At 57.9% G+C, this 24,270-nt stretch carries 15 protein-coding genes; 5 read left to right on the top strand and 10 right to left on the bottom strand.

Features of this window, described 5'->3' with window-relative positions; genetic code table 11:
* Positions 1-15 precede the first annotated feature (15 nt).
* From gntX to gntT, 3 genes are all read left to right on the top strand, one after another.
* The gene (gntX, locus tag ACHH0Z_RS18560; RefSeq protein ID WP_021242187.1) at positions 16-699 is read left to right on the top strand and encodes a DNA utilization protein GntX; all 684 of its coding nucleotides are present in this window, start codon (positions 16-18) and stop codon (positions 697-699) included.
* Positions 700-760: 61 nt separating this feature from the next.
* The gene (nfuA, locus tag ACHH0Z_RS18555; RefSeq protein WP_008503055.1) at positions 761-1,336 is read left to right on the top strand and encodes a Fe-S biogenesis protein NfuA; all 576 of its coding nucleotides are present in this window, start codon (positions 761-763) and stop codon (positions 1,334-1,336) included.
* 316 nt (positions 1,337-1,652) lie between these two features.
* Positions 1,653-2,969 (top strand): gluconate transporter, encoded by a 1,317-nt coding sequence (gene gntT, locus ACHH0Z_RS18550; protein WP_013099097.1) that lies wholly within the window; start codon positions 1,653-1,655, stop codon positions 2,967-2,969.
* A gap of 87 nt (positions 2,970-3,056) precedes the next feature.
* On the opposite strand, the gene malQ is transcribed toward gntT, so the two are convergent.
* Both malQ and malP read right to left on the bottom strand, forming a co-directional pair.
* Entirely contained in the window at positions 3,057-5,135 is a 2,079-nt protein-coding gene (malQ, locus tag ACHH0Z_RS18545) for a 4-alpha-glucanotransferase (RefSeq protein WP_008503057.1), read from the bottom strand.
* Between the two features lie 9 nt (positions 5,136-5,144).
* Positions 5,145-7,538 carry a maltodextrin phosphorylase gene (gene malP, locus ACHH0Z_RS18540; RefSeq protein WP_045408600.1) on the bottom strand — a complete coding sequence of 798 codons (2,394 nt, stop codon included), beginning with the start codon at positions 7,536-7,538 and terminating at the stop codon, positions 5,145-5,147.
* Positions 7,539-8,126: 588 nt separating this feature from the next.
* Here malP and malT point away from each other — a divergent pair.
* Positions 8,127-10,832: an HTH-type transcriptional regulator MalT gene (gene malT / locus ACHH0Z_RS18535; protein ID WP_008503059.1), complete on the top strand. Its 2,706-nt coding sequence runs from the start codon at positions 8,127-8,129 to the stop codon at positions 10,830-10,832.
* Positions 10,833-10,917: 85 nt separating this feature from the next.
* On the opposite strand, the gene ACHH0Z_RS18530 is transcribed toward malT, so the two are convergent.
* From ACHH0Z_RS18530 to glpE, 3 genes are read right to left on the bottom strand one after another with little or no spacing between them, the layout of a single operon-like run.
* Positions 10,918-11,676 (bottom strand): DeoR/GlpR family transcriptional regulator, encoded by a 759-nt coding sequence (locus ACHH0Z_RS18530; RefSeq protein ID WP_008503060.1) that lies wholly within the window; start codon positions 11,674-11,676, stop codon positions 10,918-10,920.
* A 16-nt stretch (positions 11,677-11,692) separates the two neighbouring features.
* Positions 11,693-12,523: a rhomboid family intramembrane serine protease GlpG gene (gene glpG, locus ACHH0Z_RS18525; RefSeq protein WP_023345039.1), complete on the bottom strand. Its 831-nt coding sequence runs from the start codon at positions 12,521-12,523 to the stop codon at positions 11,693-11,695.
* 47 nt (positions 12,524-12,570) lie between these two features.
* On the bottom strand, positions 12,571-12,903 hold the full coding sequence (gene glpE, locus ACHH0Z_RS18520; protein ID WP_008503062.1) for a thiosulfate sulfurtransferase GlpE: 333 nt from the start codon (positions 12,901-12,903) through the stop codon (positions 12,571-12,573).
* A gap of 188 nt (positions 12,904-13,091) precedes the next feature.
* On the opposite strand from glpE, the gene glpD reads away from it, so the two are divergent.
* Positions 13,092-14,600 (top strand): glycerol-3-phosphate dehydrogenase, encoded by a 1,509-nt coding sequence (gene glpD, locus ACHH0Z_RS18515; RefSeq protein ID WP_032664751.1) that lies wholly within the window; start codon positions 13,092-13,094, stop codon positions 14,598-14,600.
* 86 nt (positions 14,601-14,686) lie between these two features.
* On the opposite strand, the gene glgP is transcribed toward glpD, so the two are convergent.
* From glgP to glgB, 5 genes are read right to left on the bottom strand one after another with little or no spacing between them, the layout of a single operon-like run.
* Positions 14,687-17,134: a glycogen phosphorylase gene (gene glgP / locus ACHH0Z_RS18510; protein ID WP_008503064.1), complete on the bottom strand. Its 2,448-nt coding sequence runs from the start codon at positions 17,132-17,134 to the stop codon at positions 14,687-14,689.
* An 18-nt stretch (positions 17,135-17,152) separates the two neighbouring features.
* On the bottom strand, positions 17,153-18,586 hold the full coding sequence (glgA, locus tag ACHH0Z_RS18505; RefSeq protein ID WP_008503065.1) for a glycogen synthase GlgA: 1,434 nt from the start codon (positions 18,584-18,586) through the stop codon (positions 17,153-17,155).
* Positions 18,586-19,881, bottom strand: coding sequence for a glucose-1-phosphate adenylyltransferase (glgC, locus tag ACHH0Z_RS18500; RefSeq protein ID WP_008503066.1), 1,296 nt, complete (start codon positions 19,879-19,881; stop codon positions 18,586-18,588). The genes glgA and glgC overlap by 1 nt, the downstream gene beginning before the upstream one ends.
* Positions 19,882-19,898: 17 nt before the next feature.
* Positions 19,899-21,872: a glycogen debranching protein GlgX gene (gene glgX / locus ACHH0Z_RS18495; RefSeq protein WP_045408607.1), complete on the bottom strand. Its 1,974-nt coding sequence runs from the start codon at positions 21,870-21,872 to the stop codon at positions 19,899-19,901.
* The gene (gene glgB, locus ACHH0Z_RS18490) at positions 21,869-24,055 is read right to left on the bottom strand and encodes a 1,4-alpha-glucan branching enzyme (RefSeq protein WP_045408609.1); all 2,187 of its coding nucleotides are present in this window, start codon (positions 24,053-24,055) and stop codon (positions 21,869-21,871) included. The genes glgX and glgB overlap by 4 nt, the downstream gene beginning before the upstream one ends.
* Between the last annotated feature and the right edge of the window lie 215 nt (positions 24,056-24,270).

The raw sequence follows: 24,270 nt of genomic DNA, 5'->3' as shown, positions 1-24,270 counted from the left end.
ACATGGAGGTTGCACATGCTAACAGTACCTGGGTTGTGCTGGCTATGCCGAATGCCGCTGGCACTCAGCAGGTGGGGCATCTGCTCCGTCTGTACGCGATCGCTGCAATGGCGTATCGGGAGCTGTCCACAATGTGGTTTACCGGCCACAAATCCCTCTTTGCCCTGTGGCCGGTGCCTGAAAAAATCCCCGCCGTGGAGCGCGCTGGTGGCGGTGGATGATTATGTTCCGCCGCTGAGCAGGCTGATTCACGCGCTGAAGTTTTCCGGTCAAAGTTCCCTGGCACAGCCCCTTGCGCGACTGCTACTGCTGGCGGTTTTGCAGGCGCGGCGCCACCGCGCATTGCCGAAAATCGACAGGTTGGTGAATGTCCCCCTCTACCGACGCCGCCACTGGCGACGCGGTTACAATCAGAGCGACCTGATCTGCCGTCCCCTCGCCCGGTGGCTTGGCTGTCAGTATGATGCCCGCGCGCTGACGCGTGTTCATGCCACCGCCATCCAGCATCAGCTCAGCGCCCGGCTTCGCAAAAGAAACCTCAAAAATGCCTTTCGCCTTGAATTGCCGGTCGACGGTCTCCATATCGCGATTGTGGATGATGTCGTCACCACAGGCAGTACCGTTGCTGAACTTTCCCGACTGCTTTTGCAAAGCGGCGCCGCGTCGGTTCAGGTATGGTGTCTGTGCCGTACCTTGTAGCCCTTCTTCAATGGGCGTATGATTATACCCAGGTAATTTAGTCAACTATTAGGCCAAAGCTATGATCCGTATTTCCGATTCTGCACAAGCGCACTTTGCCAAACTGCTGGCAAATCAGGAAGAAGGGACGCAGATCCGTGTGTTTGTGATCAATCCAGGCACGCCGAATGCAGAATGTGGTGTTTCTTATTGTCCTCCGGACGCCGTGGAAGCCACCGACACTGCCCTTAAATTTGAACAGCTCACCGCCTATGTTGATGAGCTGAGCGCACCGTATCTTGAAGATGCGGAGATCGACTTCGTCACCGATCAGCTGGGTTCTCAGCTGACCCTGAAAGCGCCGAACGCGAAAATGCGTAAAGTGTCTGACGATGCCCCGCTGATGGAGCGCGTTGAGTATCTGCTGCAATCCCAGATTAACCCGCAGCTGGCTGGCCATGGCGGTCGTGTTTCCCTGATGGAAATCACCGACGAAGGTTTTGCCATTCTGCAGTTTGGCGGCGGCTGTAACGGCTGTTCAATGGTCGATGTCACCCTGAAAGAAGGGATCGAGAAGCAGCTGCTGAACGAGTTCCCGGAACTGAAAGGCGTGCGTGACCTGACCGAACACCAGCGCGGCGAGCACTCTTACTACTGATTCATTGCCCGTCTGTATTGCCCGGTGGCGCTGCGCTTACCGGGCCTACAAAACCCTGCTCCCCCTCTTCGCTCCCCTTTATATGTTGACCTGCGTCTCATAATTCACATTTTGCCTTCCAGGGTGATTCTCAATCACGCCATGTTACCCGTATCATTCTCATGGGCACTAAGCACACTCATAACAGCCGACTAAACTTAATCGTTTAAAAGGCATCAGTATTAGTGCCGTTACTTCTCTGTTCCCAGTTGGGACAACCGGAATTTGTCGTTGAAACAATGACGTTACCCATAACAATTCAAAGGCCAGGTAAATCATGCCATTAGTCATCGTTGCTATCGGTGTTGTGTTATTACTGCTCTTGATGATCCGCTTCAAAATGAACGGATTTATCGCTCTGGTTCTGGTGGCACTTGCAGTCGGTCTGATGCAGGGGATGCCGCTGGTAAAAGTTATCAGCTCGATTAAAGCCGGTGTCGGCGGCACGCTCGGCAGCCTGGCGCTGATCATGGGCTTCGGCGCCATGCTCGGTAAAATGCTGGCGGACTGCGGTGGCGCCCAGCGTATTGCCACCACGCTTATCGACAAATTTGGTAAGAAGAACATTCAGTGGGCAGTGGTGTTAACCGGCTTTACCGTTGGTTTCGCGCTGTTCTATGAAGTAGGCTTCGTGCTGATGCTGCCGCTGGTGTTCACCATTGCGGCTGCCGCGAGCATCCCGCTGCTGTATGTCGGTGTGCCAATGGCCGCGGCGCTGTCCGTGACCCACGGCTTCCTGCCGCCGCACCCGGGCCCAACCGCTATCGCGACCATCTTCCACGCCGACATGGGTAAAACCCTGCTGTTCGGTACGATTCTGGCGATCCCAACGGTGATTCTGGCAGGCCCGGTTTATGCCCGCTTCCTGAAAGGCATTGATAAGCCGATTCCGGAAGGTCTGTACAGCGCCAAAACCTTCACCGAAGAAGAGATGCCTGGCTTTGGCGTCAGCGTCTGGACCTCTCTGGTACCGGTGATCCTGATGGCGATGCGCGCCGTGGCAGAGATGGTTCTGCCAAAAGGTCATGCGTTCCTGTCCGTTGCAGAATTCCTGGGTGACCCGGTGATGGCAACGCTGATTGCCGTGCTGATCGCGATGTTCACTTTCGGTCTGAACCGCGGCCGCTCCATGGATCAGATCAACGACACGCTGACCTCTTCCATCAAAATCATTGCCATGATGCTGCTGATCATCGGCGGTGGCGGTGCGTTCAAACAGGTTCTGGTCGACAGCGGCGTGGACAAATACATCGCTGCCATGATGCATGAAACCAACGTGTCGCCGCTCCTGATGGCCTGGTCTATTGCCGCGGTTCTGCGTATTGCGCTGGGTTCTGCGACCGTTGCAGCGATCACCGCAGGCGGCATCGTTGCGCCGCTGATTGCCACCACGGGCGTGAGCCCTGAGCTGATGGTTATCGCTGTCGGTTCCGGTAGCGTGATTTTCTCTCACGTAAACGATCCGGGCTTCTGGCTGTTCAAGGAGTACTTCAACCTGACGATCGGTGAAACCATCAAGTCCTGGTCCGCGCTGGAAACCATTATTTCGGTGTGCGGTCTGGTCGGGGTGCTGCTGCTGAATATGGTGGTCTGATGCCCTAAGTCGGGTGGCGGCTACGCCTTACCCGACCTACATGAGCACCACCTGATAATAAAAAACCCGCCACTGGCGGGGTTTTTATTACTTCTTACCAGCAGCTTTTCGCCGCTTATCCAAATCCTTAATCAGCCTGTTCACCCCGTCATCGGCAAACATCGCCTCAAGCGTGGTGGACAGCTTGCGACGCCAGTTCTTGTACTGATAGCTGGTACCCGGAATGTTCACCGGCTCCGCCATATCAATCCAGTCTTCCGGCTGCAGGCCCAGCAGGGCGCTGTTGCTGTCGGCAATATAGCGCTGCAAACCGCGGTTGAGTGTCGCAGTCATCGCCATCAGCGACGCTTTATGCCCGGCGCGCTTCGGCAGACAGCCATGCTTATGCAGCGCATCCAGCAGCCCCTGCTTGGAGAGCTCGCGATCCTGATACAGGCCGCGTAACACCTCTTCATCAGGATACAGGCCCAGCGTTTTGCCAAGGGTCAGATCGCCGCTTTCCCAATAGCCACGAAGCGTAGGAAGGTCATGCGTCGTCGCGACTGCCATTGACTGTTCAGGGTACGCTTGCGGCGCGCGGAAGGTTTTCTCATGGTCGTTTTCAAAATAGAGCACTTTATAGGAGTAGACGCCGCTGTCGCGGAGCTTGCTGACAATCTCCACCGGCACGGTACCGAGATCCTCACCGATCACCATGCACTGGTGACGCTTGCTTTCCAGGGCCAGGATCGACAGCAGATCGTCAACCGGATACTGCACGTACGCCCCGTGATCCGCCGTTTCACCGTACGGGATCCACCACAGGCGCAGCACGGACATCACGTGGTCGATACGCAGCGCCCCGCAGTTCTGCATGTTGGCGCGCAGCAGGTCGATAAACGGCTCGTAGGCGCGCGCCGCCATGACGTGCGGGTCCATCGGCGGCAAGCCCCAGTTCTGGCCGAGCGGGCCAAGGATATCCGGCGGCGCGCCGACGGAGGCTTTCAGACAGTAAAGCTCGCGGTCACACCAGGTTTCCGCGCCGCCCTCTGCCACGCCGACGGCCAGGTCACGATACAGGCCAATCGGCATCTTGTAGCCCTGGCTCACCTGCCAGCAGGCGGCAAACTGGCTGTACGCCAGCCACTGCAGCCACAGGTAGAAGTCCACTTCATCAGCATATTTTTTACAGAACGCTTTCACTTCCGGCGTGTCGACGGATTGATACGCTTCAGGCCAGACCGGCCAGCCCCAGCGCATTTCGTCCTCTTTCACCTGATACGCGTGCAGCGCATCGAACGCCGCCTGCCAGTACAGGCTCTCGCCCTCCTGCGTCACGAACTGGCGGAACGCCGCCATCTGCTCGTCATCGCGCTGCGAAAAGCCTTTCCACGCCAGACGCAGCGCGGCCATTTTCAGCGCCGTGACGGTGGAGTAATCCACCCAGTCGGCTTCGCGCGCCTGCTTCAGCGCCTGCTGCGTGGTACTGAGTTTCCACCAGGCCTGCGCCTCTTTGCTGTTTTTGAAGTCATCTAAGGCGTTAACGTCGATATAAATCACGTTCAGCCAGCGACGGGAGGACGGGCTGTACGGGCTGGCGCTCTCCGGGTTGGCCGGATAGAGGGCGTGGATCGGGTTGAGGCCGATAAACGCGCCGCCGCGCTCGCCCACGGATGCCAGCATGTTCTTTAGATCGCCAAAATCACCGATCCCCCAGTTGCTGTCGGAGCGCAGCGTGTAGAGCTGCACGCAGGCACCCCACAGCTTTTTCCCTTCGAGCAGCGCCTGCGGCTCGTAGCAGCGTTTTGGCGCGACGATCACCCGGCAGTGGAAACGCCGATCGTCCTGGGTGAGCGTCAGGGTGTGGTAGCCCTCCGGCAGCTTCGCCGGAAGGTTAAGGGTTTTGCCGCCGGTGGCGTGGCCTTTGTGCTGATGCCCCTCTTCGGTCGTGAGCAGCCAGCTAAACTCGCCGCGCCCTTCCACCGCGAGCGGCATCTTTTTACCTGCGGTGAATACCTTCACGTTCGGCACCGGCGCAGCCGACGCTTTCGCGTCGGTTTTGTGCATGGCATCCAGCAAACGTCTTTTGGTGTCGGCGCCAATAGACTGTGGTTTGCCGTGAGCATTAATGTAACTGAGGCTAATTCCCGCCGCCTGCGCGGCACTGTCTAGACGTTTACTCTCCATCGCGCTTCCTTAGCGTTTTGCCTGCCAGATACGGGCCTGATAATCACGGATTGAGCGGTCAGAGCTGAACATGCCGCAGCGGGCGGTGTTCAGGATGCACGCGCGGGTCCACGCTTCCTGGTCGCGATACAGCACGTCGACCTGTTTTTGCGCTTCAACGTAGGCCGTGAAGTCCGCCATCACCAGATACGGGTCACCGCCGTGTTTGTCCATGCTGTGCAGCATCTGGTCAAACGCGTGCTTGTCGCCGTCGCTGTATTTGCCGTTCTCCAGCTCCTTCAGCACCGCGTCCAGCACTTTGTCTTTCTTACGCCATTTCACCGGGTCGTAGCCTTTGGCCTTGATGGCTTTCACCTCTTCCACGGTGTGGCCGAAGATAAAGATATTCTCTTCGCCCACCTTCTCGGCGATTTCGACGTTCGCCCCGTCCAGCGTGCCGACGGTCAGCGCGCCGTTCAGCGCCAGCTTCATGTTGCCGGTACCGGAGGCTTCTTTTCCTGCGGTTGAGATCTGCTCGGAGATATCCGCCGCCGGGATCAGCATTTCAGCCGCCGAGACGCAGTAATCCGGCAGGAATACCACTTTCAGCTTGTCGCCCACGTTCGGATCGCTGTTGATAGCCTCCGCCACTTTATTGATGGCGAGGATAATGTTTTTCGCCAGGTAGTAGCCCGGCGCCGCCTTCGCGCCGAACAGGAACACGCGCGGCACGCGGTCAGCCTGCGGGTTCTCGCGGATCTCTTTGTACAGCGCCAGAATGTGCAGCAGGTTCAGGTGCTGACGTTTGTACTCGTGCAGGCGTTTGATCTGGATATCGAAAATCGCATTCGGGTTGATCTCAATCCCGGTACGCGCTTTCACGAACGCCGCCAGGCGAACTTTGTTCTCCAGCTTAATCGCGCGGTACTGTTCGCGGAATTTCGCGTCGTCAGCGTATTTTTCCAGGTTGATGAGCTGGTCCAGATCGTTGGCCCACTCTTTCTTCAGGGTCTTGTCCAGCAGGCCAGCCAGCAGGGGGTTGCACTGCTTGATCCAGCGACGCGGCGTAATGCCGTTGGTCACGTTGTGGAATTTGGTCGGCCACAGCTGGTGGTATTCCGGGAACAGATCTTTAACCACCAGATCCGAGTGCAGCGCCGCCACGCCGTTCACCGCAAAGCCGCTCACTACGCACATGTTCGCCATGCGTACCTGCTTATCGTGAACCACCGCCAGCTTCGCCCAGACCGCTTTGTTGCCCGGCCAGGTTTTATCCACCAGGGTTTTAAACTGGTCGTTAATCTTGTTGATGATCTGCATGTGGCGCGGCAGCAGCGCTTTCACCAGCTTCTCATCCCAGCACTCAAGCGCTTCTGGCATCAGGGTGTGGTTGGTGTAGGCAAAGGTACGGCTGGTGATGGCCCAGGCGTCGTCCCAGCTCAGCTGATGCTCGTCAATCAGCACGCGCAGCAGTTCCGGGATGGCAATGGTCGGGTGCGTGTCGTTGAGCTGAATGACTTCGAAGTCCGGCAGCTGCGCCAGCTTGCGGCCCGCCAGGTGATGGCGACGCAGAATGTCCGCCACGGAGCAGGCGCACTGGAAGTACTGCTGCATCAGGCGCAGCTTTTTACCGGCCAGGTGGTTGTCGTTCGGGTAGAGGACTTTGGTGAGCTTCTCGGCGTCGATGCCCTGCTGCTCGGCACGCAGGAAATCGCCGTCGTTAAATTTGGTCAGGTTAAACGGATGGGCGTGCTTCGCCTGCCACAGACGCAGCGGCTGCGCCACGCCGTTACGGTAGCCAAGCACCGGCAGATCCCAGGCTTCGCCGGTAATGGTGAACGCAGGTTCCCAGAGGCCTTGTTTCGTCACTTTCCCGCCAATGCCAACCTGCACGTCCAGCTGCGCGTTATGGCGGAACCACGGGTAGGTATTGCGATGCCAGTCGTCCGGCGCTTCCATCTGATGGCCGTCAGCGAAGGACTGACGGAACAGGCCGTACTGGTAGTTCAGACCGTAACCAATCGCCGACTGGCCGACGGTCGCCATGGAATCCAGGAAACAGGCCGCCAGACGCCCCAGGCCACCGTTGCCCAGCGCCGGGTCAATCTCTTCTTCCAGCAGATCGGTCAGGTTAATGTCGTGTTCTTTAAGAACGTCACCAACCTCCTGATACCAGCCGAGGTTCAACAGGTTGTTGCCCGTCAGACGGCCAATCAGGAACTCCATTGAAATGTAGTTTACATGGCGCTGCCCGTTTGCCGGTTTTGCCAGAGGATGAGCATCCAGCTGCTCTGCGAGCGCACCGCTCACTGCCTGCCACCACTGGTGAGGCGTCATCTCGTTTGCAGCATGAAGGCCAAAACGCTGCCACTGACGCGTCAGGGCAGCCTGGAATTGAGCTTTGTTGAAGGTAGGCTGTGACATAGGGGATCGGCATCCTTTAGAAAGAAAACACAAGTTGGCGCTAGTGTGCCTGGCTCATTTCACCTCTTCCTCCTCCCGTAGGGGATTAGACAGGGAGGAGTAGCGGGGATGAGCAGAAAAGTGTGATCAAGGCCACTCTCAGAGCATAGTTCGAGTGTGCCCGGAAGATAAAAAAGTAACCGAGGAGAATGTCAAAGAAATGAAATGCAGTTTCGGATGAAATTAAACCCTGCCGAAATAATTACTTACCTGGAATAATATTTTTGCAACAGGATGTCATGACCAGGAAAGGTATTATTCTCGCTGAACTTTACCCACACTTTATTAAATTTGACGTCACTATCCCTTCCTGAAACCAGTTTCAGCGCAGCCGCAGCACAACCATACAAGCCAGCATTGACGCGGCATTAAAGCCCTTTCCAGAAAGTTCCATCATCTGCCTGAATGTTTTGTGACAGAGTGCAAATTCAGAGCCACCAAATCCAGACATAACTTGCAATAGTTCTCTTTCTGACCGACCTTATATCGTATTAATTACGAAGCGCAAAAAAAATAAAATCTCTCGTTCCCCACAGTGAAGTGAAACCTATGTTGATTCCGTCTAAATTAAGTCGCCCGGTTCGTCTTGACCATACAGTGGTCCGCGAGCGTCTGTTGGCTAAACTTTCCGGCGCGCATAATTTCCGACTGGCGCTGGTTACGAGCCCTGCAGGTTATGGAAAAACAACGCTCATCTCGCAATGGGCCGCAGGTAAGAGCGATCTTGGCTGGTACTCCCTTGATGAGGGCGATAACCAGCAAGAACGTTTTGCCAGCTATCTGATTGCCGCCATACAGCAAGCCACCCATGGACACTGCGTCGCCAGTGAGGTGATGGTGCAAAAGCGCCAGTACGCCAGCCTGTCCTCCCTTTTCTCTCAGCTATTTATCGAACTGGCTGAATGGCATCGCCCGCTTTACGTGGTGATTGATGATTACCATCTCATCACTAACCCGGTGATTCATGAATCGATGCGTTTCTTCCTGCGCCATCAGCCGGAAAACCTGACGTTAGTGGTGCTGTCACGCAACCTGCCGCAGTTGGGTATTGCCAACCTGCGCGTGCGCGATCAGCTTCTGGAAGTGGGTAGCCAACAGCTTGCTTTTACCCACCAGGAAGCGAAACAGTTCTTCGACTGCCGCCTGAACTCACCGATTGAGGCCGCCGAAAGCAGCCGTCTGTGTGATGACGTCGCAGGCTGGGCCACGGCGCTGCAGCTGATTGCCCTCTCTGCCCGGCAAAACAACAGCCCGGCGCACCAGTCAGCGCGCCGTCTGGCCGGCATCAACGCCAGCCACCTCTCTGATTATCTGGTGGATGAGGTGCTGGACAGCGTCGATCCCTCGACGCGTAATTTCCTGCTGAAAAGCTCGCTGCTGCGCTCCATGAACGATGCGCTGATCGTGCGGGTGACGGGCTGTGAAAACGGTCAGCTTCAGCTCGAAGAGATTGAACGTCAGGGCCTTTTCCTGACGCGCATGGACGATCCCGGCGAGTGGTTTAGCTATCATCCGCTGTTTGGTAGCTTCCTGCGCCAGCGCTGTCAATGGGAGCTGGCGGTTGAACTGCCGGAGATCCACCGCGCCGCTGCCGAAAGCTGGATGGCACAGGGCTTCCCGAGCGAGGCCATCCACCACGCGCTCGCCGCCGGTGACGCCAGCATGCTGCGCGATATCCTCCTCAATCACGCGTGGGGCCTGTTTAACCACAGCGAGCTGACCCTGCTGGAAGAGTCCCTGAAAGCCCTGCCGTGGGAAAGCCTGCTGGAGAATCCGCGTCTGGTGCTGCTGCAGGCCTGGCTGATGCAGAGCCAGCATCGCTACAGCGAAGTGAACACCCTGCTGGCGCGCGCCGAGCAGGAGATGGAAAGCGAGATGGATACTACCCTGCACGGCGAGTTCAACGCGCTGCGCGCTCAGGTGGCCATTAACGACGGCGACCCGGACGAAGCGGAACGGCTGGCGATGGTCGCGCTGGATGAACTGCCGCTGGCCAACTTCTACAGCCGCATCGTGGCGACCTCCGTACACGGCGAAGTGCTGCACTGCAAAGGCGATCTCACGCGCTCGCTTTCACTGATGCAGCAAACCGAACAGATGGCGCGTCGTCATGATGTCTGGCACTACGCGCTGTGGAGCCTGATCCAGCAGAGCGAGATTTTATTCGCGCAGGGGTTCCTGCAGGCCGCCTGGGAAAACCAGGAGAAAGCGTTCCAGCTGATTCGCGAGCAGCATCTGGAACAGCTGCCGATGCACGAGTTCCTGTTGCGTATTCGCGCTCAATTACTGTGGGCATGGTCGCGTCTGGATGAAGCAGAAAGCTGCGCCCGCCAGGGTGTGGATGTTCTTTCCAGTTTCCAGCCTCAGCAGCAGCTGCAGTGCCTGGCGCTGCTGGTGCAGTGCTCGCTGGCGCGCGGCGATCTCGATAACGCCCGCAACCATCTTAACCGCCTGGAAAACCTGCTCGGCAACGGCCAGTACCATAGCGACTGGGTGTCAAACGCCGACAAGGTCCGGGTGATTTACTGGCAGATGACCGGCGATAAAAAATCCGCCGCCAACTGGCTGCGTCAGACGCCAAAACCGGAATTTGCCAACAACCACTTCCTGCAGAGCCAGTGGCGCAACATTGCCCGCGCGCAGATCCTGCTCGGTGAATTAGAGCCCGCAGAGATTGTGCTGGAAGAGCTGAACGAGAACGCGCGCAGCCTGCGCCTGATGAGCGACCTGAACCGCAACCTGCTGCTGCAAAATCAGCTCTACTGGCAGGCGGGCCGTAAAAACGATGCCCAGCGCGTGCTGCTGGAGGCGCTACAGCTGGCTAACCGCACCGGGTTTATCAGCCACTTTGTGATTGAAGGGGAAGTGATGGCCCAGCAGCTGCGTCAGCTGATTCAGCTCAACACGCTGCCGGAGCTGGATCAGCATCGCGCCCAGCGCATTCTGCGCGAGATTAACCAGCATCATCGCCACAAGTTTGCGCATTTCGATGAGAACTTCGTTGAACGTCTGCTGAACCACCCGGAAGTGCCGGAGCTTATCCGCACCAGTCCGCTTACCCAGCGCGAATGGCAGGTTCTGGGGCTCATCTATTCAGGCTACAGCAACGAGCAGATTGCCGGCGAGCTGGCGGTGGCGGCGACCACCATCAAAACGCATATCCGCAACCTGTACCAGAAGCTGGGCGTGGCGCATCGACAGGATGCAGTGCAGCATGCGCAGCAGCTGTTGAAGATGATGGGGTACGGCGTTTAGTTTTGTGCGGTCTGATGCCCTCTCCCACAGGGAGAGGGAAAACAATTTGTAGGTCGGGTAAGCGCAGCGCCACCCGACACAACCGTTAGCACAGTTCCAGCTGCAAATTATTATCTTTAATCACCTGCATCACGCCCGCTGGCGGCATCACGTCGGTATAGACCGCATCCACCATGCTGATGCTGCCCATGTTCACCATCGCGTTACGGCCAAACTTCGAGTGATCCACCACCAGCATCACGTGGCGTGAGTTTTCAATGATCGCGCGCTTGGTGCGTACCTCGTGGTAATCAAACTCCAGCAGCGAACCGTCGCTGTCGATGCCGCTGATGCCCAGAATGCCGAAGTCGAGGCGGAACTGAGAGATAAAGTCGAGGGTCGCTTCACCGATAATCCCGCCGTCGCGGCTGCGCAGCTCGCCGCCCGCGAGGATGATGCGGAAATCGTCTTTTTGCATCAGGGTATTGGCGACGTTCAGGTTGTTGGTGACCACGCGCAGGTTCTCGTGATCCAGCAGCGCATGGGCGACCGCTTCCGGCGTGGTGCCGATATCAATAAACAGCGTCGCCCCGTTCGGGATCTGGCTGGCGACCTTGCGGGCAATGCGCTCTTTCTCCGCCGTCTGCGTCGCTTTTCGGTCGTGCCAGGAGGTGTTGACCGAGCTGGACGGCAGCGCCGCGCCGCCGTGGTGGCGAAGGATACGGTTCTGATCGGCCAGGTCGTTCAGGTCACGACGGATGGTTTGTGGGCTGACGGCAAACTGCTCCACCAGCTCTTCAGTGCTGACGTATCCCTGTTTTTTTACCAGTTCGATAATGGCGTCATGACGTTGTGTTTGTTTCATCAATTATCCCTGAGAATTATGTTCGTTTTCGCGCATGGAGCGTGTCGGCAAAGGCCATCGCCAGCCCCACGGCCAGCCCGGCGACGTGCGCACCGTTGGCGATAGACATACCAAACAGATCAAACCATCCGGCAATTAGCCATATTAACGCAAAGGTTATCAATCCGCGTTGCAGATAGATGCCGCTTTGCGGATCGCGCTCCCCGCGAAGCCAGACGTAGCCCATCAGGGCATAGACGACACCCGACAGCCCGCCAAACCACGGGCCGCTGAACTTGTGCTGTACGTAGCCGCTCAACAGCGCGCTGATGATGGTGATAACGATCAGCTTGCCGCTGCCCAGACGCTTTTCAACGGCACCGCCGAGATACCACCACCAGAGCAGGTTGAAGAGGATATGCATCACCGAGAAGTGCATCAGCGCGTGGCTAAAGTAGCGCCATACGTCAAACTCAAGCGACGGATCATAGGGCCACGCCAGGGCAATCATCACGCTCTGGTCGCCGACCACGTTCATGATAATGAAGACAATGATGCAGGCCGCCATCAGCAGCAGCGTAAACGGGCCCGCGCGCTCGCGAAGGGTGGCAAGGAAGGGAAAGCGGCTGTAGTGCAATCCGCTGCCGGTCTGGCCGGATTGCCAGCTGGCCGCGAGATAGCGCGGGTCGCCAGGGTTCTCAAGAAAACGCGCCAGCTCCTCGTTTACCCGCCCGGCCTGGCTCTCATCGGCCAGCCAGACGTCGGTTTGCGTATGTTGCTGAATAGTCAGAATAACGCCCTGCGTCGCCATATAGTCGACAAACGCCTGGGCGACGCGCGGGTTGGTAAAAGAGGTGATCATCAACATGGGCAGCGGTCGCTTATTTCCACACAAAAGGGGACAGTATAGCGGGATCAGCGCTCAAACGCGTATTCCACTTCCGCCGGGAAATGACGATGCCAGGCATCGAAACCGCCGTCGACGCTGTAAACCGCGTCGTAACCCTGCTGAAGCAGATACTGCGCCGCGCCTTTGCTGCTGTTGCCGTGGTAGCACATGACCATCACCGGCGTGTCGAAGTCGTTATCGCGCATAAACGCGCCCAGCGTGTCGTTGGTGAGATGAAACGCGCCCGGCGTATGGCCCATCGCAAAACTCTGCGGATCGCGGATGTCCACCAGCACCGCTTTTCCCTGGTGCATCTTCTGGTGGGCTTCTTCTACGTTAATACATTCAAACTGATCCATGGTGTTCTCTTAACAGTGGTCAACGACAAGATTTTACCCCGTAGTGTACGTCCTGGCGGCGGGTAAACGCCATTATGTTATCCATATCACTCTAAATTGTTTTTTTGATGTTACCAAAAGCGCGTTCTTTTGCTATTATGAGCGATATCGAACATTTCTGAGCTTTAACGAAAGTGCATGAGGGTGTTATGGAAACCAAAGATCTGATTGTGATAGGCGGTGGCATCAACGGTGCCGGTATTGCGGTCGATGCCGCAGGACGCGGTTTATCCGTACTGATGCTGGAAGCTAACGATCTCGCCTGCGCGACGTCGTCCGCCAGCTCCAAACTGATTCACGGTGGCCTGCGCTACCTGGAACACTACGAATTCCGCCTGGTCAGCGAAGCGCTGGCCGAACGTGAAGTGCTGCTGAAAATGGCCCCGCATCTGGCGATTCCGATGCGCTTCCGCCTGCCCCATCGCCCGCATCTGCGTCCGGCGTGGATGATCCGAATTGGTCTGTTTATGTACGATCATCTGGGTAAACGCACCAGCCTCCCGGGTTCGAAAGGGTTGCGTTTTGGCTCAGAATCGGTCCTTAAGCCGGAAATCGTGCGCGGATTCGAATATTCCGACTGCTGGGTGGACGATGCCCGCCTGGTGCTGGCGAACGCGCAGATGGTTGAGAAGAAAGGCGGCGAGGTGAAAACCCGCACTCGCGCGACCTCTGCCCGCCGTGAAAACGGCCTGTGGATTGTCGAGGCGGAAGATATCGATACCGGCGAGAAGTTCAGCTGGAAAGCGCGCGGCCTGGTGAACGCCACCGGCCCGTGGGTGAAACAGTTCTTTGACGAGGGCATGCATCTGCCTTCCCCGTACGGCATCCGCCTGATCAAAGGCAGCCACATTGTGGTGCCGCGCGTGCATACCCAGAAGCAGGCGTACATTCTGCAGAACGAAGACAAGCGCATCGTGTTCGTCATCCCGTGGATGGACGAATTCTCGATCATCGGTACCACCGACGTGGAGTACAAAGGCGATCCGAAGAACGTCGAGATCGACGAGAGCGAAGTGAACTACCTGCTTAAAGTGTATAACGCGCACTTTAAGAAACAGCTGTCGCGCGACGACGTGGTCTGGACCTACTCCGGCGTGCGTCCGCTGTGCGATGACGAGTCTGATTCACCGCAGGCCATTACCCGCGACTATACGCTCGATATTCACGACGTAGACGGTCAGGCGCCGCTGCTGTCCGTGTTTGGCGGCAAGCTCACCACCTACCGCAAGCTGGCCGAGCACGCGCTGGAAAAACTGGCGCCGTACTATAAAGGCATTGGCCCGGCATGGACCAAGGGCGCGGTACTGCCTGGCGGTGATATCGGCGATAACCGCGATGATTACGCCGCGAAGCTGCGCCGTCGCTTCCCGTTCATCACCGAAGGGATGGCGCGCCACTATGCCCGCACCTACGGCAGCAATACCGAGCTGATCCTGGGTGATGCAAAAGAGATTGCCGATCTGGGCGAGCATTTCGGTCACGAGCTGTACGAAGCCGAGCTGCGTTATCTGGTTGAGCACGAGTGGGTGCGTCGTCTGGATGATGCTATCTGGCGCCGTACCAAAGAAGGGATGTGGCTCAACGCCGAACAGCAGTCTCGCGTGGCGCAGTGGTTGCTGCAACATGCGGCGAAACGTGAGCTGTCGCTGGCGTCCTAATACAAAAAAGCCGGGTGGCGGCTCCGCCTTACCCGGCCTACTCGATCCCGTAGGCCCGGTAAGCGCAGCGCCACCGGGCTTTGTTTTTACAACCTCACCGGATCAATATGCCAGATCGTCTCGGCATACTCCTTGATGGTCCTGTCTGACGAGAAATAGCCCATATTGGCGATGTTGTACATCGCGGCGCTGGTCCACTTCTCAGGCTGGCGATACAGTTCGTCCACCTTATCCTGACAGTCGACGTAGCTGCGGTAATCCGCCAGCACCTGATAGTGATCGCCAAAGTTAATCAGCGAATCTACCAGATCGCGGTAGCGGCTCGGTTCATCAGGGCTAAACACGCCGGTTGCAATCTGCGTCAGCACCTGACGCAACTCTTCATCCTCTTCGTAATACTGACGCGGCGAGTAGCCTTTCCTGCGCAGCGCCTCTACCTCTTCCGTCGTATTACCGAAGATAAAGATATTCTCTTCGCCCACGTGCTCCAGCATCTCGACGTTCGCCCCGTCCAGCGTGCCGATGGTCAGCGCGCCGTTAAGGGCAAACTTCATGTTACTGGTGCCGGATGCCTCCGTGCCCGCCGTAGAAATCTGCTCAGAGAGATCCGCCGCCGGGATGATCAGCTGCGCCAGGCTGACGCTGTAGTTCGGAATGAACACCACCTTCAGCTTGTCGCCAATGTCCGGATCCTGGTTAACCACCTTCGCCACGTCGTTGATGAGATGAATAATATGCTTCGCCATGTAGTAGGCCGACGCCGCCTTACCGGCGAAGATCTTCACGCGCGGCACCCATTCGGCCGTCGGGTCGGCCTTAATGCGGTTGTAATGGGTGATCACGTGCAGCACGTTCATCAGCTGACGCTTGTATTCGTGGATGCGTTTGATCTGAACGTCGAACAGCGCTTTCGGGTTTGCCACCACGTTCAGGTGCATCGCCAGCCAGACCGCCAGACGCTTTTTGTTCAGCAGCTTGGCTTCGCGCACGGCTTTGTTCACCGTCGGGAAATCAATATGCTGTTCCAGCTCGCTCAGCTGGCTCAAATCGGTACGCCAGGTGCGGCCGATATTCTCGTCCAGCACCTCCGAGAGCGGCTGGTTAGCCAGCGCCAGCCAGCGGCGCGGGGTGACGCCGTTGGTCACGTTGCAGAACCGCGTCGGGAAGATCTTCGCGAAGTCCGCAAACAGCGACTGCACCATCAGGTTCGAGTGGAGCTCGGACACGCCGTTGACCTTGTGGCTGATGACAACCGCCAGCCAGGCCATGCGCACGCGGCGGCCGTTCGACTCATCAATGATGGACGCGCGGCTCAGCAGGCCGGTATCGTTCGGATACTGCTCCTGCAGCGTCTTGAGGAAGTAGTCGTTAATCTCAAAGATAATCTGCAGATGGCGCGGCAGGATTTTGCCAAGCATGTCCACCGGCCACGTCTCCAGCGCTTCGCTCATCAGCGTGTGGTTGGTGTACGAGAACACCTGGCAGGTCACCTCAAAGGCGTCGTCCCAGCTGAACTTATGCTCGTCGATCAGCAGGCGCATCAGCTCCGGAATGGAGAGCACCGGGTGGGTGTCATTAAGGTGGATCGCGGTTTTCTCCGCCAGGTTGGCGTAGGTTTTGTGCAGCTGATGGTGGCGGCTGAGGATGTCCTGAATGGTCGCCGAAACGAGGAAATACTCCTGACGCAGGCGCAGCTCGCGGCCTGAGTAGGTCGAGTCATCCGGGTACAGCACGCGGGATACGTTCTCGGAGTGGTTTTTATCCTCCACCGCCGCGAAGTAGTCACCCTGGTTAAATTTACCGAGGTTAATTTCGCTACTGGCCTGAGCGCTCCACAGGCGCAGCGTGTTGGTGGCATCGGTGTCGTAGCCGGGGATAATCTGGTCGTAGGCCACGGCCAGGATCTCTTCCGTTTCCACCCAGCGGGATTTTTTTCCTTCCTGCTGAATACGCCCGCCAAAGCGCACCTTGTAGCGCGTGTTGTGGCGCTTGAACTCCCACGGGTTGCCGTACTCCAGCCAGTAGTCCGGGGACTCTTTCTGACGCCCGTCGACGATGTTCTGTTTGAACATACCGTAATCGTAGCGAATACCGTAGCCGCGGCCCGGCAGCGCCAGCGTCGCCAGCGAGTCGAGGAAGCAGGCGGCAAGACGTCCCAGACCGCCGTTACCGAGGCCCGGGTCGTTCTCTTCGTCGATCAGTTCTTCTAAATCTAACCCCATCTCTTCCAGTGCGGTTTTGACGTCGTCATAAATACCGAGCGACAACAGCGCATTGGACAGCGTGCGGCCAATCAAAAATTCCATCGACAGATAGTAAACCTGACGCGTCTCCTGCGAGAGCTGGGCGCGGTTTGAGCGCAGCCAGCGTTCAACTAAGCGGTCGCGCACCGCAAACAGGGTGGCGTTCAGCCACTCGTGCTTGTTGGCAATAACCGGATCTTTCCCGATGGTGAACATCAGCTTGTAGGCGATGGAGTGCTTTAACGCCTCAACGCTGAGCGTGGGTGAAGAGTAGCTAAATGGAGCGTTCATATCAGTAACTTCGCCTCGTTACATCAAGCGTTGATAGAGATCGCGGTATGACTGCGCCGCAACGTGCCAGCTAAAGTCCATGGACATCGCCTGGCGTTGGACGTAGCGCCACAGCGATGGACGGGACCACAAGACGAAAGCACGCCGAATCGCCCGAAGCAGCGACCAGGCATTACTGTCCTCAAAGACAAACCCGCTGGCGATACCGTCCGCCAGGTTTTCCAGTGAGCTATCCGATACCGTATCCGCCAGTCCGCCCGTGCGGCGCACCAGCGGCAGGGTGCCGTATTTCAGGCCGTAAAGCTGCGTCAGGCCGCAGGGTTCGAAACGGCTCGGCACCAGGATGACGTCCGCGCCGCCCATAATGCGGTGCGAAAACGCCTCGTGGTAGCCAATCTGTACGCCCACCTGCCCCGGATGTTCCGCGGCGGCGGCAAGGAAACCTTCCTGCAATACCGGGTCGCCCGCGCCGAGCAGCGCCAGCTGCCCGCCCTGCTCCAGTAAACCGGGCAGCGCCTCCAGCACCAGATCCAGCCCTTTCTGGCTGGTCAGGCGGCTTACGACGGCGAACAGCGGCACTTTGTCGTTAACCTTCAGGCCCATCGCAATCTGCAGCTGGCGTTTGTTTTCCGCTTTGTCTTCCACGGAATCACGGCCATAGCGCGCCGCCAGCAGGAGATCGGTCTCCGGGCTCCAGATCTGTTCATCCACGCCGTTCAGAATGCCCGACAGGCGGCCTTCGCGGTGGCGCTGCTGCAGCAACCCTTCCATGCCGTAGCCAAACGCCGGCTGGGTGATCTCACGCGCGTAGGTTGGGCTCACCGCCGTGATGTGATCGGCGTAGTACAGCCCCGCCTTCAGGAACGAGATCTGCCCGTTAAACTCCAGACCGTGCATGTTAAAGAAAGACCATGGCAGATCGATGTCATTCATGTGATGGGCGTAGTACATCCCCTGATAGGCCAGGTTATGCACGGTAAAGACCGATTTCGCCGGGTGGCCGCGCGCGGCGAGATACGCCGGGGCAAGCCCGGCGTGCCAGTCGTGCGCATGCACCACATCCGGACGCCAGAACGGATCCAGCCCCGTCGCCATTTCTGCTCCAACCCAGCCGAGGAGCGCAAAGCGCAGCACGTTGTCGGTATAGGCGAACAGGTTCGTATCGTGATACGGGCTACCCGGGCGATCGTATAAATGCGGCGCGTCGATCAGGTAAATCCCTACGCCATTGTAATGTCCAAACAGCAGGGTAATGCGTCCGGCAAACGTTTCACGGCGGGTCACCACTTTTGCATCAGGTATACCGCGCCGGATATCCGGAAAGGCGGGCAGCAGGACTCGGGTATCCACGCCTCCGGCGATTTGCGCCGCCGGTAATGCGCCAAGCACATCTGCCAGACCGCCCGTTTTTAATAACGGGAACATCTCAGAACATACGTGTAAAACCTGCATCATCGCTCCTGTTTGATTTGCAGCTTCCGCAACATTTCCCGTGTGACTAACACGATCCCCTCTTCCGAACGGTAGAAACGACGCGCGTCTTCTTCCGCATTCTCCCCAATGACCATCCCTTCAGGGATGACGCAGGCACGGTCGATCACGCAACGACGCAGACGACACGAGCGCCCTACCCAGACGTCCGGCAATAAGACTGCCGAATCGATATTACAGAATGAATTTATCCGCACGCGCGGGAACAGCACCGACTGCACCACGACCGAACCGGAGATGATGCACCCGCCGGACACCAGCGAGTTCAGCGTCATGCCGTGGCTGCCGGAGCGGTCCTGCACGAATTTGGCTGGCGGCAGCGACTCCATATGGGTACGAATCGGCCAGTTCTGGTCGTACATATCCAGTTCAGGCGTGACCGATGCCAGATCGAGGTTCGCTTTCCAGTACGCTTCCAGCGTGCCCACATCGCGCCAGTACGGTTCCGCATTCGGGTCGGACTGCACGCAGGACAGCGGGAAAGGATGTGCATACGCCATGCCAGCTTTCGTGATTTTCGGAATGATGTCTTTACCGAAGTCGTGGCTTGAGTTTTCGTCTTTGTCGTCTTCTTCCAGCAGCTCATAAAGATAATCTGCGTCAAAGACATAGATCCCCATGCTGGCGAGCGATTTGGTGTCATCGCCCGGCATGGTTGGCGGGTTCGCCGGTTTTTCAACGAAGTCGATAATTTTGTCGTCGGCATCCACGTGCATGACGCCAAACGCCGTCGCTTCAGCAACGGGCACGGGCAGACACGCCACGGTGCAGCGGGCCCCTTTTTCGACGTGGTCGATCAGCATGTGGGAGTAATCTTGCTTGTAAATGTGGTCCCCGGCGAGGATCACAATGTATTCCGCGTTATAGCGACGAATGATGTCGAGGTTCTGGGTCACCGCATCCGCTGTCCCGCGATACCAGTTCTCGCCGTGAACGCGCTGCTGCGCAGGAAGGAGATCGACAAATTCGTTCATCTCTTCGCTGAAGAATGACCAGCCGCGCTGAATATGCTGCACCAGGGTGTGCGACTGATACTGCGTGATGACGCCAATGCGGCGAATGCCCGAGTTCAGGCAGTTGGAGAGCGCAAAGTCGATAATACGGAACTTACCACCAAAGTGAACGGCCGGCTTGGCGCGCTTGATGGTCAAATCTTTCAGACGGGTACCACGCCCGCCCGCAAGTATCAGGGCAACCGTTTTTAATGGTAGCTGGCGTGCCAACATTAAGGGATCGTTCTTCTCTAATCTAACCATGACTAACTCCTTTTTTATCATCTTTGGAATACGCACACTCCGTGCGCAGGCCCGTGCCAGACAGCCATTACTACCGGATTATCCGCTCCGGCAAAGGGGGGAACGGCTCGCCACTCCCCGTCAGGTAAAACAATCTCTGCGACGTCATCCGTCGCGTTCAGCGTGACCAGCCATTTATCCGACAGCAGGATTTGCAGGCGTGGTACGCCGTGTTGCCACTCTTGCGCGCTTAACGGTTGCGCGTCTTTATTCAGCCAGCGAACGTTGCCGTCACCCTCTTCCCACCAGCTGTTGGCGGTCAGCGCGGGGATCTGCTGGCGAAGATGGATCAGCGCAGCGGTAAAATGAATCAGCCCGCTGTTGGCTTCACCCCAGTCGAGCCAGGTTAAGGTGTTGTCCTGGCAATAGGCGTTGTTGTTACCGTGCTGGCTGTGACCATGCTCGTCGCCTGCCAGCAGCATCGGCGTGCCCTGCGACAGTAAAAGCGTTGTCAGCAGCGCATGAACGCTGGCGCGTCGCCGCTCTATCACATCCAGACTTCCGCCTAACCCTTCTATACCATGATTAAAGCTATGGTTATTGTTAGTGCCATCGCGATTCTCTTCGCCGTTCGCCTCATTGTGTTTCTGATTGAAACAAACGCAGTCCCTGAGCGTAAAACCGTCGTGCGCCGTCAACAGATTAACGGTGGCCGACGGGCGTTTGCCGTCGCGCTTAAAGAGATCGCTCGACGCGGCAAAGCGCCCGGCAAATTCCCCCAGCGACAGGTTCCGCTCCAGCCAGAAGCGGCGTACGGCGTCGCGGTAGTGGTCGTTCCACTCGGCAAACAGCGGCGGGAAATTCCCGACCTGATAACCGCCTTCACCGATGTCCCACGGCTCGGCAATCAGCTTCACCTGCGAGAGCACCGGACAGTTTTTTATCGCCTCAAACAATGGCGCCTGCTGGCTGAACGCCGGCGTGCGTCCCATCACCGGCGCCAGGTCGAAACGAAAACCGTCGACGTGGAACGTCTGCACCCAGTATTTCAGGCATTCATACGCAAAGTGCGTGACCGCCGAGTGGCTGAGATTGAGCGTGTTACCGCAGCCGGTCCAGTTCTCATAATCGCCATCGTGCCTGATCCAATAATAGCTACGGTTATCAATTCCGCGCATGGAGAGCGTCGGGCCGTCGAGATCGCTTTCTGCGCTGTGGTTCAGCACCACGTCCAGAATGACCTCAATGCCCGCCGCGTGGAGCGCCTTCACCGCATCGCGGAACTCGTCCCGCGCCTTTTCCGGATGGACGGCATAGCGCGGCTCGAGCGCGAACATCGCCAGCGGGTTATAGCCCCAGTAGTTGCTCAGCCCCAGCCGCTGCAGACGCGGCTCGCTGGCAAAATGGGCGACGGGGAGCAGTTCCAGGGCGGTGATGCCGAGGTGTTTCAGGTAGGCGATCATGGTGGGATGCCCGAGCGCCTTGTAAGTGCCGCGCATCTCTTTGGGGATCGACGGATGCAGGTTCGTCAGCCCTTTGACGTGGGCTTCATAAATGACGGTCTTGCCCCACGGCGTCTGCGGCGGGGCATCGTTTTCCCAGTCATAAAGATCGTTCACCACCACGCTTTTTGGCGCGACGGGCGCGCTGTCGCGGTGGTCGGGCTCGCCGTAGCCCACGTGGAAGAGCGGATCATCTTTAAATTCGCCGTCCACGCGGTGCGCGCACGGATCAATCAGCAGCTTCGCCGGGTTGAACCAGTGCCCCTGCGCGGGATCCCACGGACCGTGAACGCGAAAGCCATAGTGCATACCGGGCCGTCCTCCGGCCAGGTAGCCGTGCCAGGTATCCCCCGTGCGCGCGGGTAAATCGTAACGGTGCTCGTTACCTTCCCCGTCAAACACGCACAGTTCAACCCGCTCGGCGTGAGCGGAAAAGAGGGTGAAGTTCACCCCTTTTCCGTCAAAATGCGCCCCGAGCGGTTCGGGTTTACCTGCCGTAAGCTGCGTCATTCGCCCTCCCGCATTAGCCAGATGGTGCCAAGCGGCGGCAGCGTCAGGCTCAGGGAGTTGGGTCGCCCGTGGCTTTCAATGGCGTCGCTCTGTACCAGCCCACCGTTACCGGCGTTGCTGCCGTGGTAGTGCATCGAGTCGGTATTCAGAATTTCGCGCCATTTGCCCGGCTGGTTAATGCCGAAGCGGTAATGTTCGCGCGGCACCGGCGTAAAGTTGCTGGCGACGATGATCTCGTTACCCGCTTTGTCACGACGCACAAAGACAAACACCGAGCGCTCGTGGTCGTCCACCACCAGCCATTCAAAGCCGTACGGATCGAAGTCGAGTTCGTGCAGCGCTTTGTGGTGGCGGTAGGTCAGGTTCAGATCGCGCACCAGACGCTGCACGCCGTGGTGCCAGTTGTCGCCGCCTTCCAGCAGATGCCAGTCGAGGCTGGCGTCGTGGTTCCACTCGCGCCCCTGGGCGAACTCATTGCCCATGAACAGCAGTTTCTTGCCCGGGAAGGCAAACATCCAGCCGTAATAGGCGCGCAGGTTGGCAAACTTCTGCCACGCGTCGCCCGGCATGCGGTCGAGAATCGATTTTTTACCGTGTACCACCTCATCGTGCGACAGCGGCAACATGAAGTTTTCGGTGTAGTTGTAGAGCATCCCGAACGTCAGCTTGTCGTGATGATACTTACGGTAAACCGGATCCAGCTTCATGTAGTCGAGCGTGTCGTGCATCCAGCCCAGGTTCCACTTATACCAGAACCCCAGGCCGCCCAATGACGGCGGACGGGAGACGCCCGCAAAGTCGGTGGACTCTTCCGCCATGGTCACGGCACCATCCACCTGCTCGCCGATAATGCGGTTGGTATTACGCAGGAATTCAATCGCTTCCAGGTTTTCGCGGCCACCAAACTCGTTCGGGATCCACTCCCCCTCTTTGCGGCTGTAGTCGCGGTAGATCATCGACGCCACCGCATCCACGCGCAGGGCATCGATGCCAAACCGCTCGATCCAGTACAGGGCATTCCCGACCAGGTAGTTTGAGACCTCACGGCGACCGTAGTTGTAGATCAGCGTGTTCCAGTCCTGGTGATAGCCTTCGCGCGGATCGCTGTGCTCGTACAGCTTCGTGCCGTCAAACTCTGCCAGCGCAAAATCATCCGCCGGGAAATGGCCCGGCACCCAGTCGAGGATCACGTTCAGCCCGGCGGCGTGCGCGGCATCAATGAAATAGCGGAAGTCGTCGCGGGTGCCGAAGCGGCGGGTCGGCGCATACAGCCCGGTGGGCTGATAGCCCCAGCTGCCGTCGAACGGATGCTCGTTGACCGGCAGCAGCTCAAGGTGGGTAAAGCCCATCCATTTGGCGTATGGCACCAGCTGGTCGGCAAGCTCCCGGTAACTCAGCCAGAAGTTGTTATCGGTATGGCGGCGCCAGGAGCCGAGATGGACTTCATAAACGGATATTGGCGCATCAAAACGGTTGGCCTGTTTACGCTCCTCCGTCTGGACGACCTTCTCCGGCAGGCCGCAGATCAGCGACGCGGTATCCGGGCGCATCTGCGCTTCGAAGGCATACGGGTCGGCTTTAATGCGCAGCTTGCCGTGGGCGTCGATCATCTCGAATTTATAAAGCTGCCCGTGGTGTGCCCCGGGGATAAACAGCTCCCAGATACCGGTTTCCCGACGCAGGCGCATCGGGTGACGGCGGCCGTCCCAGTAGTTGAACTGGCCGACAACGGAGACGCGCTGGGCATTGGGCGCCCACACGGAGAACCGCGTGCCGGTGATGCCGTCCATGGTATCGGCATGGGCGCCCAGCGTTTCATAAGGACGCAGATGGGTCCCCTCGGAGAGCAGCCAGGCATCCATCTCTTTAAGCAGAGGGCCAAAGCTGTAGGGATCGTCAATCAGGTTCTGCTGGCCGTGCCAGAGAACGGCGAGCTGATAGCGAAAAGGGTTTTTACGACGGGGCATCACGCCCGAGAAGAAGCCACGGGAATCGAGGCATTCAAGGTTACCGACTTTGCGGCCGGTTTTGGGTTCAATCACCCAGACTTCTGTGGCATCCGGCAACAGGGCACGAACTTCCAGGCCTGCCTCAGTACGGTGCATCCCAAGCACAGAAAAGGGGTCAGCGAAATGACCCGCAATAAGCGCATTAATCACGTCTCTATCCACACGATCGGACATGGTATTCATCCTGTTTTTATGTCGTCCTTTTTAAGCGCTCCGGGACGACTTTTAATGTGACCTGAACGGGACAGCACAAAAATGTGCATCCATTCTGCTCCGTTCGAACCTCAGGTAAGAAATGACTCTTCCTTAAAGCATAGCCAACGCTCTAAATGACTCCTGATAAAAAATAAGACATACGCGTGTTACTCCATGTAGTACGCAAAAAAAAG

Source organism: Enterobacter cloacae complex sp. 2024EL-00227, assembly GCF_043945315.1.
Classification (GTDB): domain Bacteria; phylum Pseudomonadota; class Gammaproteobacteria; order Enterobacterales; family Enterobacteriaceae; genus Enterobacter; species Enterobacter roggenkampii.
The sequence above is the reverse complement of the archived record's forward strand: the minus strand, read 5'-3'. Positions and strand labels throughout refer to the sequence as shown.

Coding starts and splice junctions, on each gene's coding strand:
- gntX (WP_021242187.1), top strand. CDS start 16: ATGCTAACAGTACCTGGGTTGTGCTGGCTATGCCGAATGCCGCTGGCA.
- nfuA (WP_008503055.1), top strand. CDS start 761: ATGATCCGTATTTCCGATTCTGCACAAGCGCACTTTGCCAAACTGCTG.
- gntT (WP_013099097.1), top strand. CDS start 1,653: ATGCCATTAGTCATCGTTGCTATCGGTGTTGTGTTATTACTGCTCTTG.
- malQ (WP_008503057.1), bottom strand. CDS start 5,135: ATGGAGAGTAAACGTCTAGACAGTGCCGCGCAGGCGGCGGGAATTAGC.
- malP (WP_045408600.1), bottom strand. CDS start 7,538: ATGTCACAGCCTACCTTCAACAAAGCTCAATTCCAGGCTGCCCTGACG.
- malT (WP_008503059.1), top strand. CDS start 8,127: ATGTTGATTCCGTCTAAATTAAGTCGCCCGGTTCGTCTTGACCATACA.
- ACHH0Z_RS18530 (WP_008503060.1), bottom strand. CDS start 11,676: ATGAAACAAACACAACGTCATGACGCCATTATCGAACTGGTAAAAAAA.
- glpG (WP_023345039.1), bottom strand. CDS start 12,523: ATGTTGATGATCACCTCTTTTACCAACCCGCGCGTCGCCCAGGCGTTT.
- glpE (WP_008503062.1), bottom strand. CDS start 12,903: ATGGATCAGTTTGAATGTATTAACGTAGAAGAAGCCCACCAGAAGATG.
- glpD (WP_032664751.1), top strand. CDS start 13,092: ATGGAAACCAAAGATCTGATTGTGATAGGCGGTGGCATCAACGGTGCC.
- glgP (WP_008503064.1), bottom strand. CDS start 17,134: ATGAACGCTCCATTTAGCTACTCTTCACCCACGCTCAGCGTTGAGGCG.
- glgA (WP_008503065.1), bottom strand. CDS start 18,586: ATGCAGGTTTTACACGTATGTTCTGAGATGTTCCCGTTATTAAAAACG.
- glgC (WP_008503066.1), bottom strand. CDS start 19,881: ATGGTTAGATTAGAGAAGAACGATCCCTTAATGTTGGCACGCCAGCTA.
- glgX (WP_045408607.1), bottom strand. CDS start 21,872: ATGACGCAGCTTACGGCAGGTAAACCCGAACCGCTCGGGGCGCATTTT.
- glgB (WP_045408609.1), bottom strand. CDS start 24,055: ATGTCCGATCGTGTGGATAGAGACGTGATTAATGCGCTTATTGCGGGT.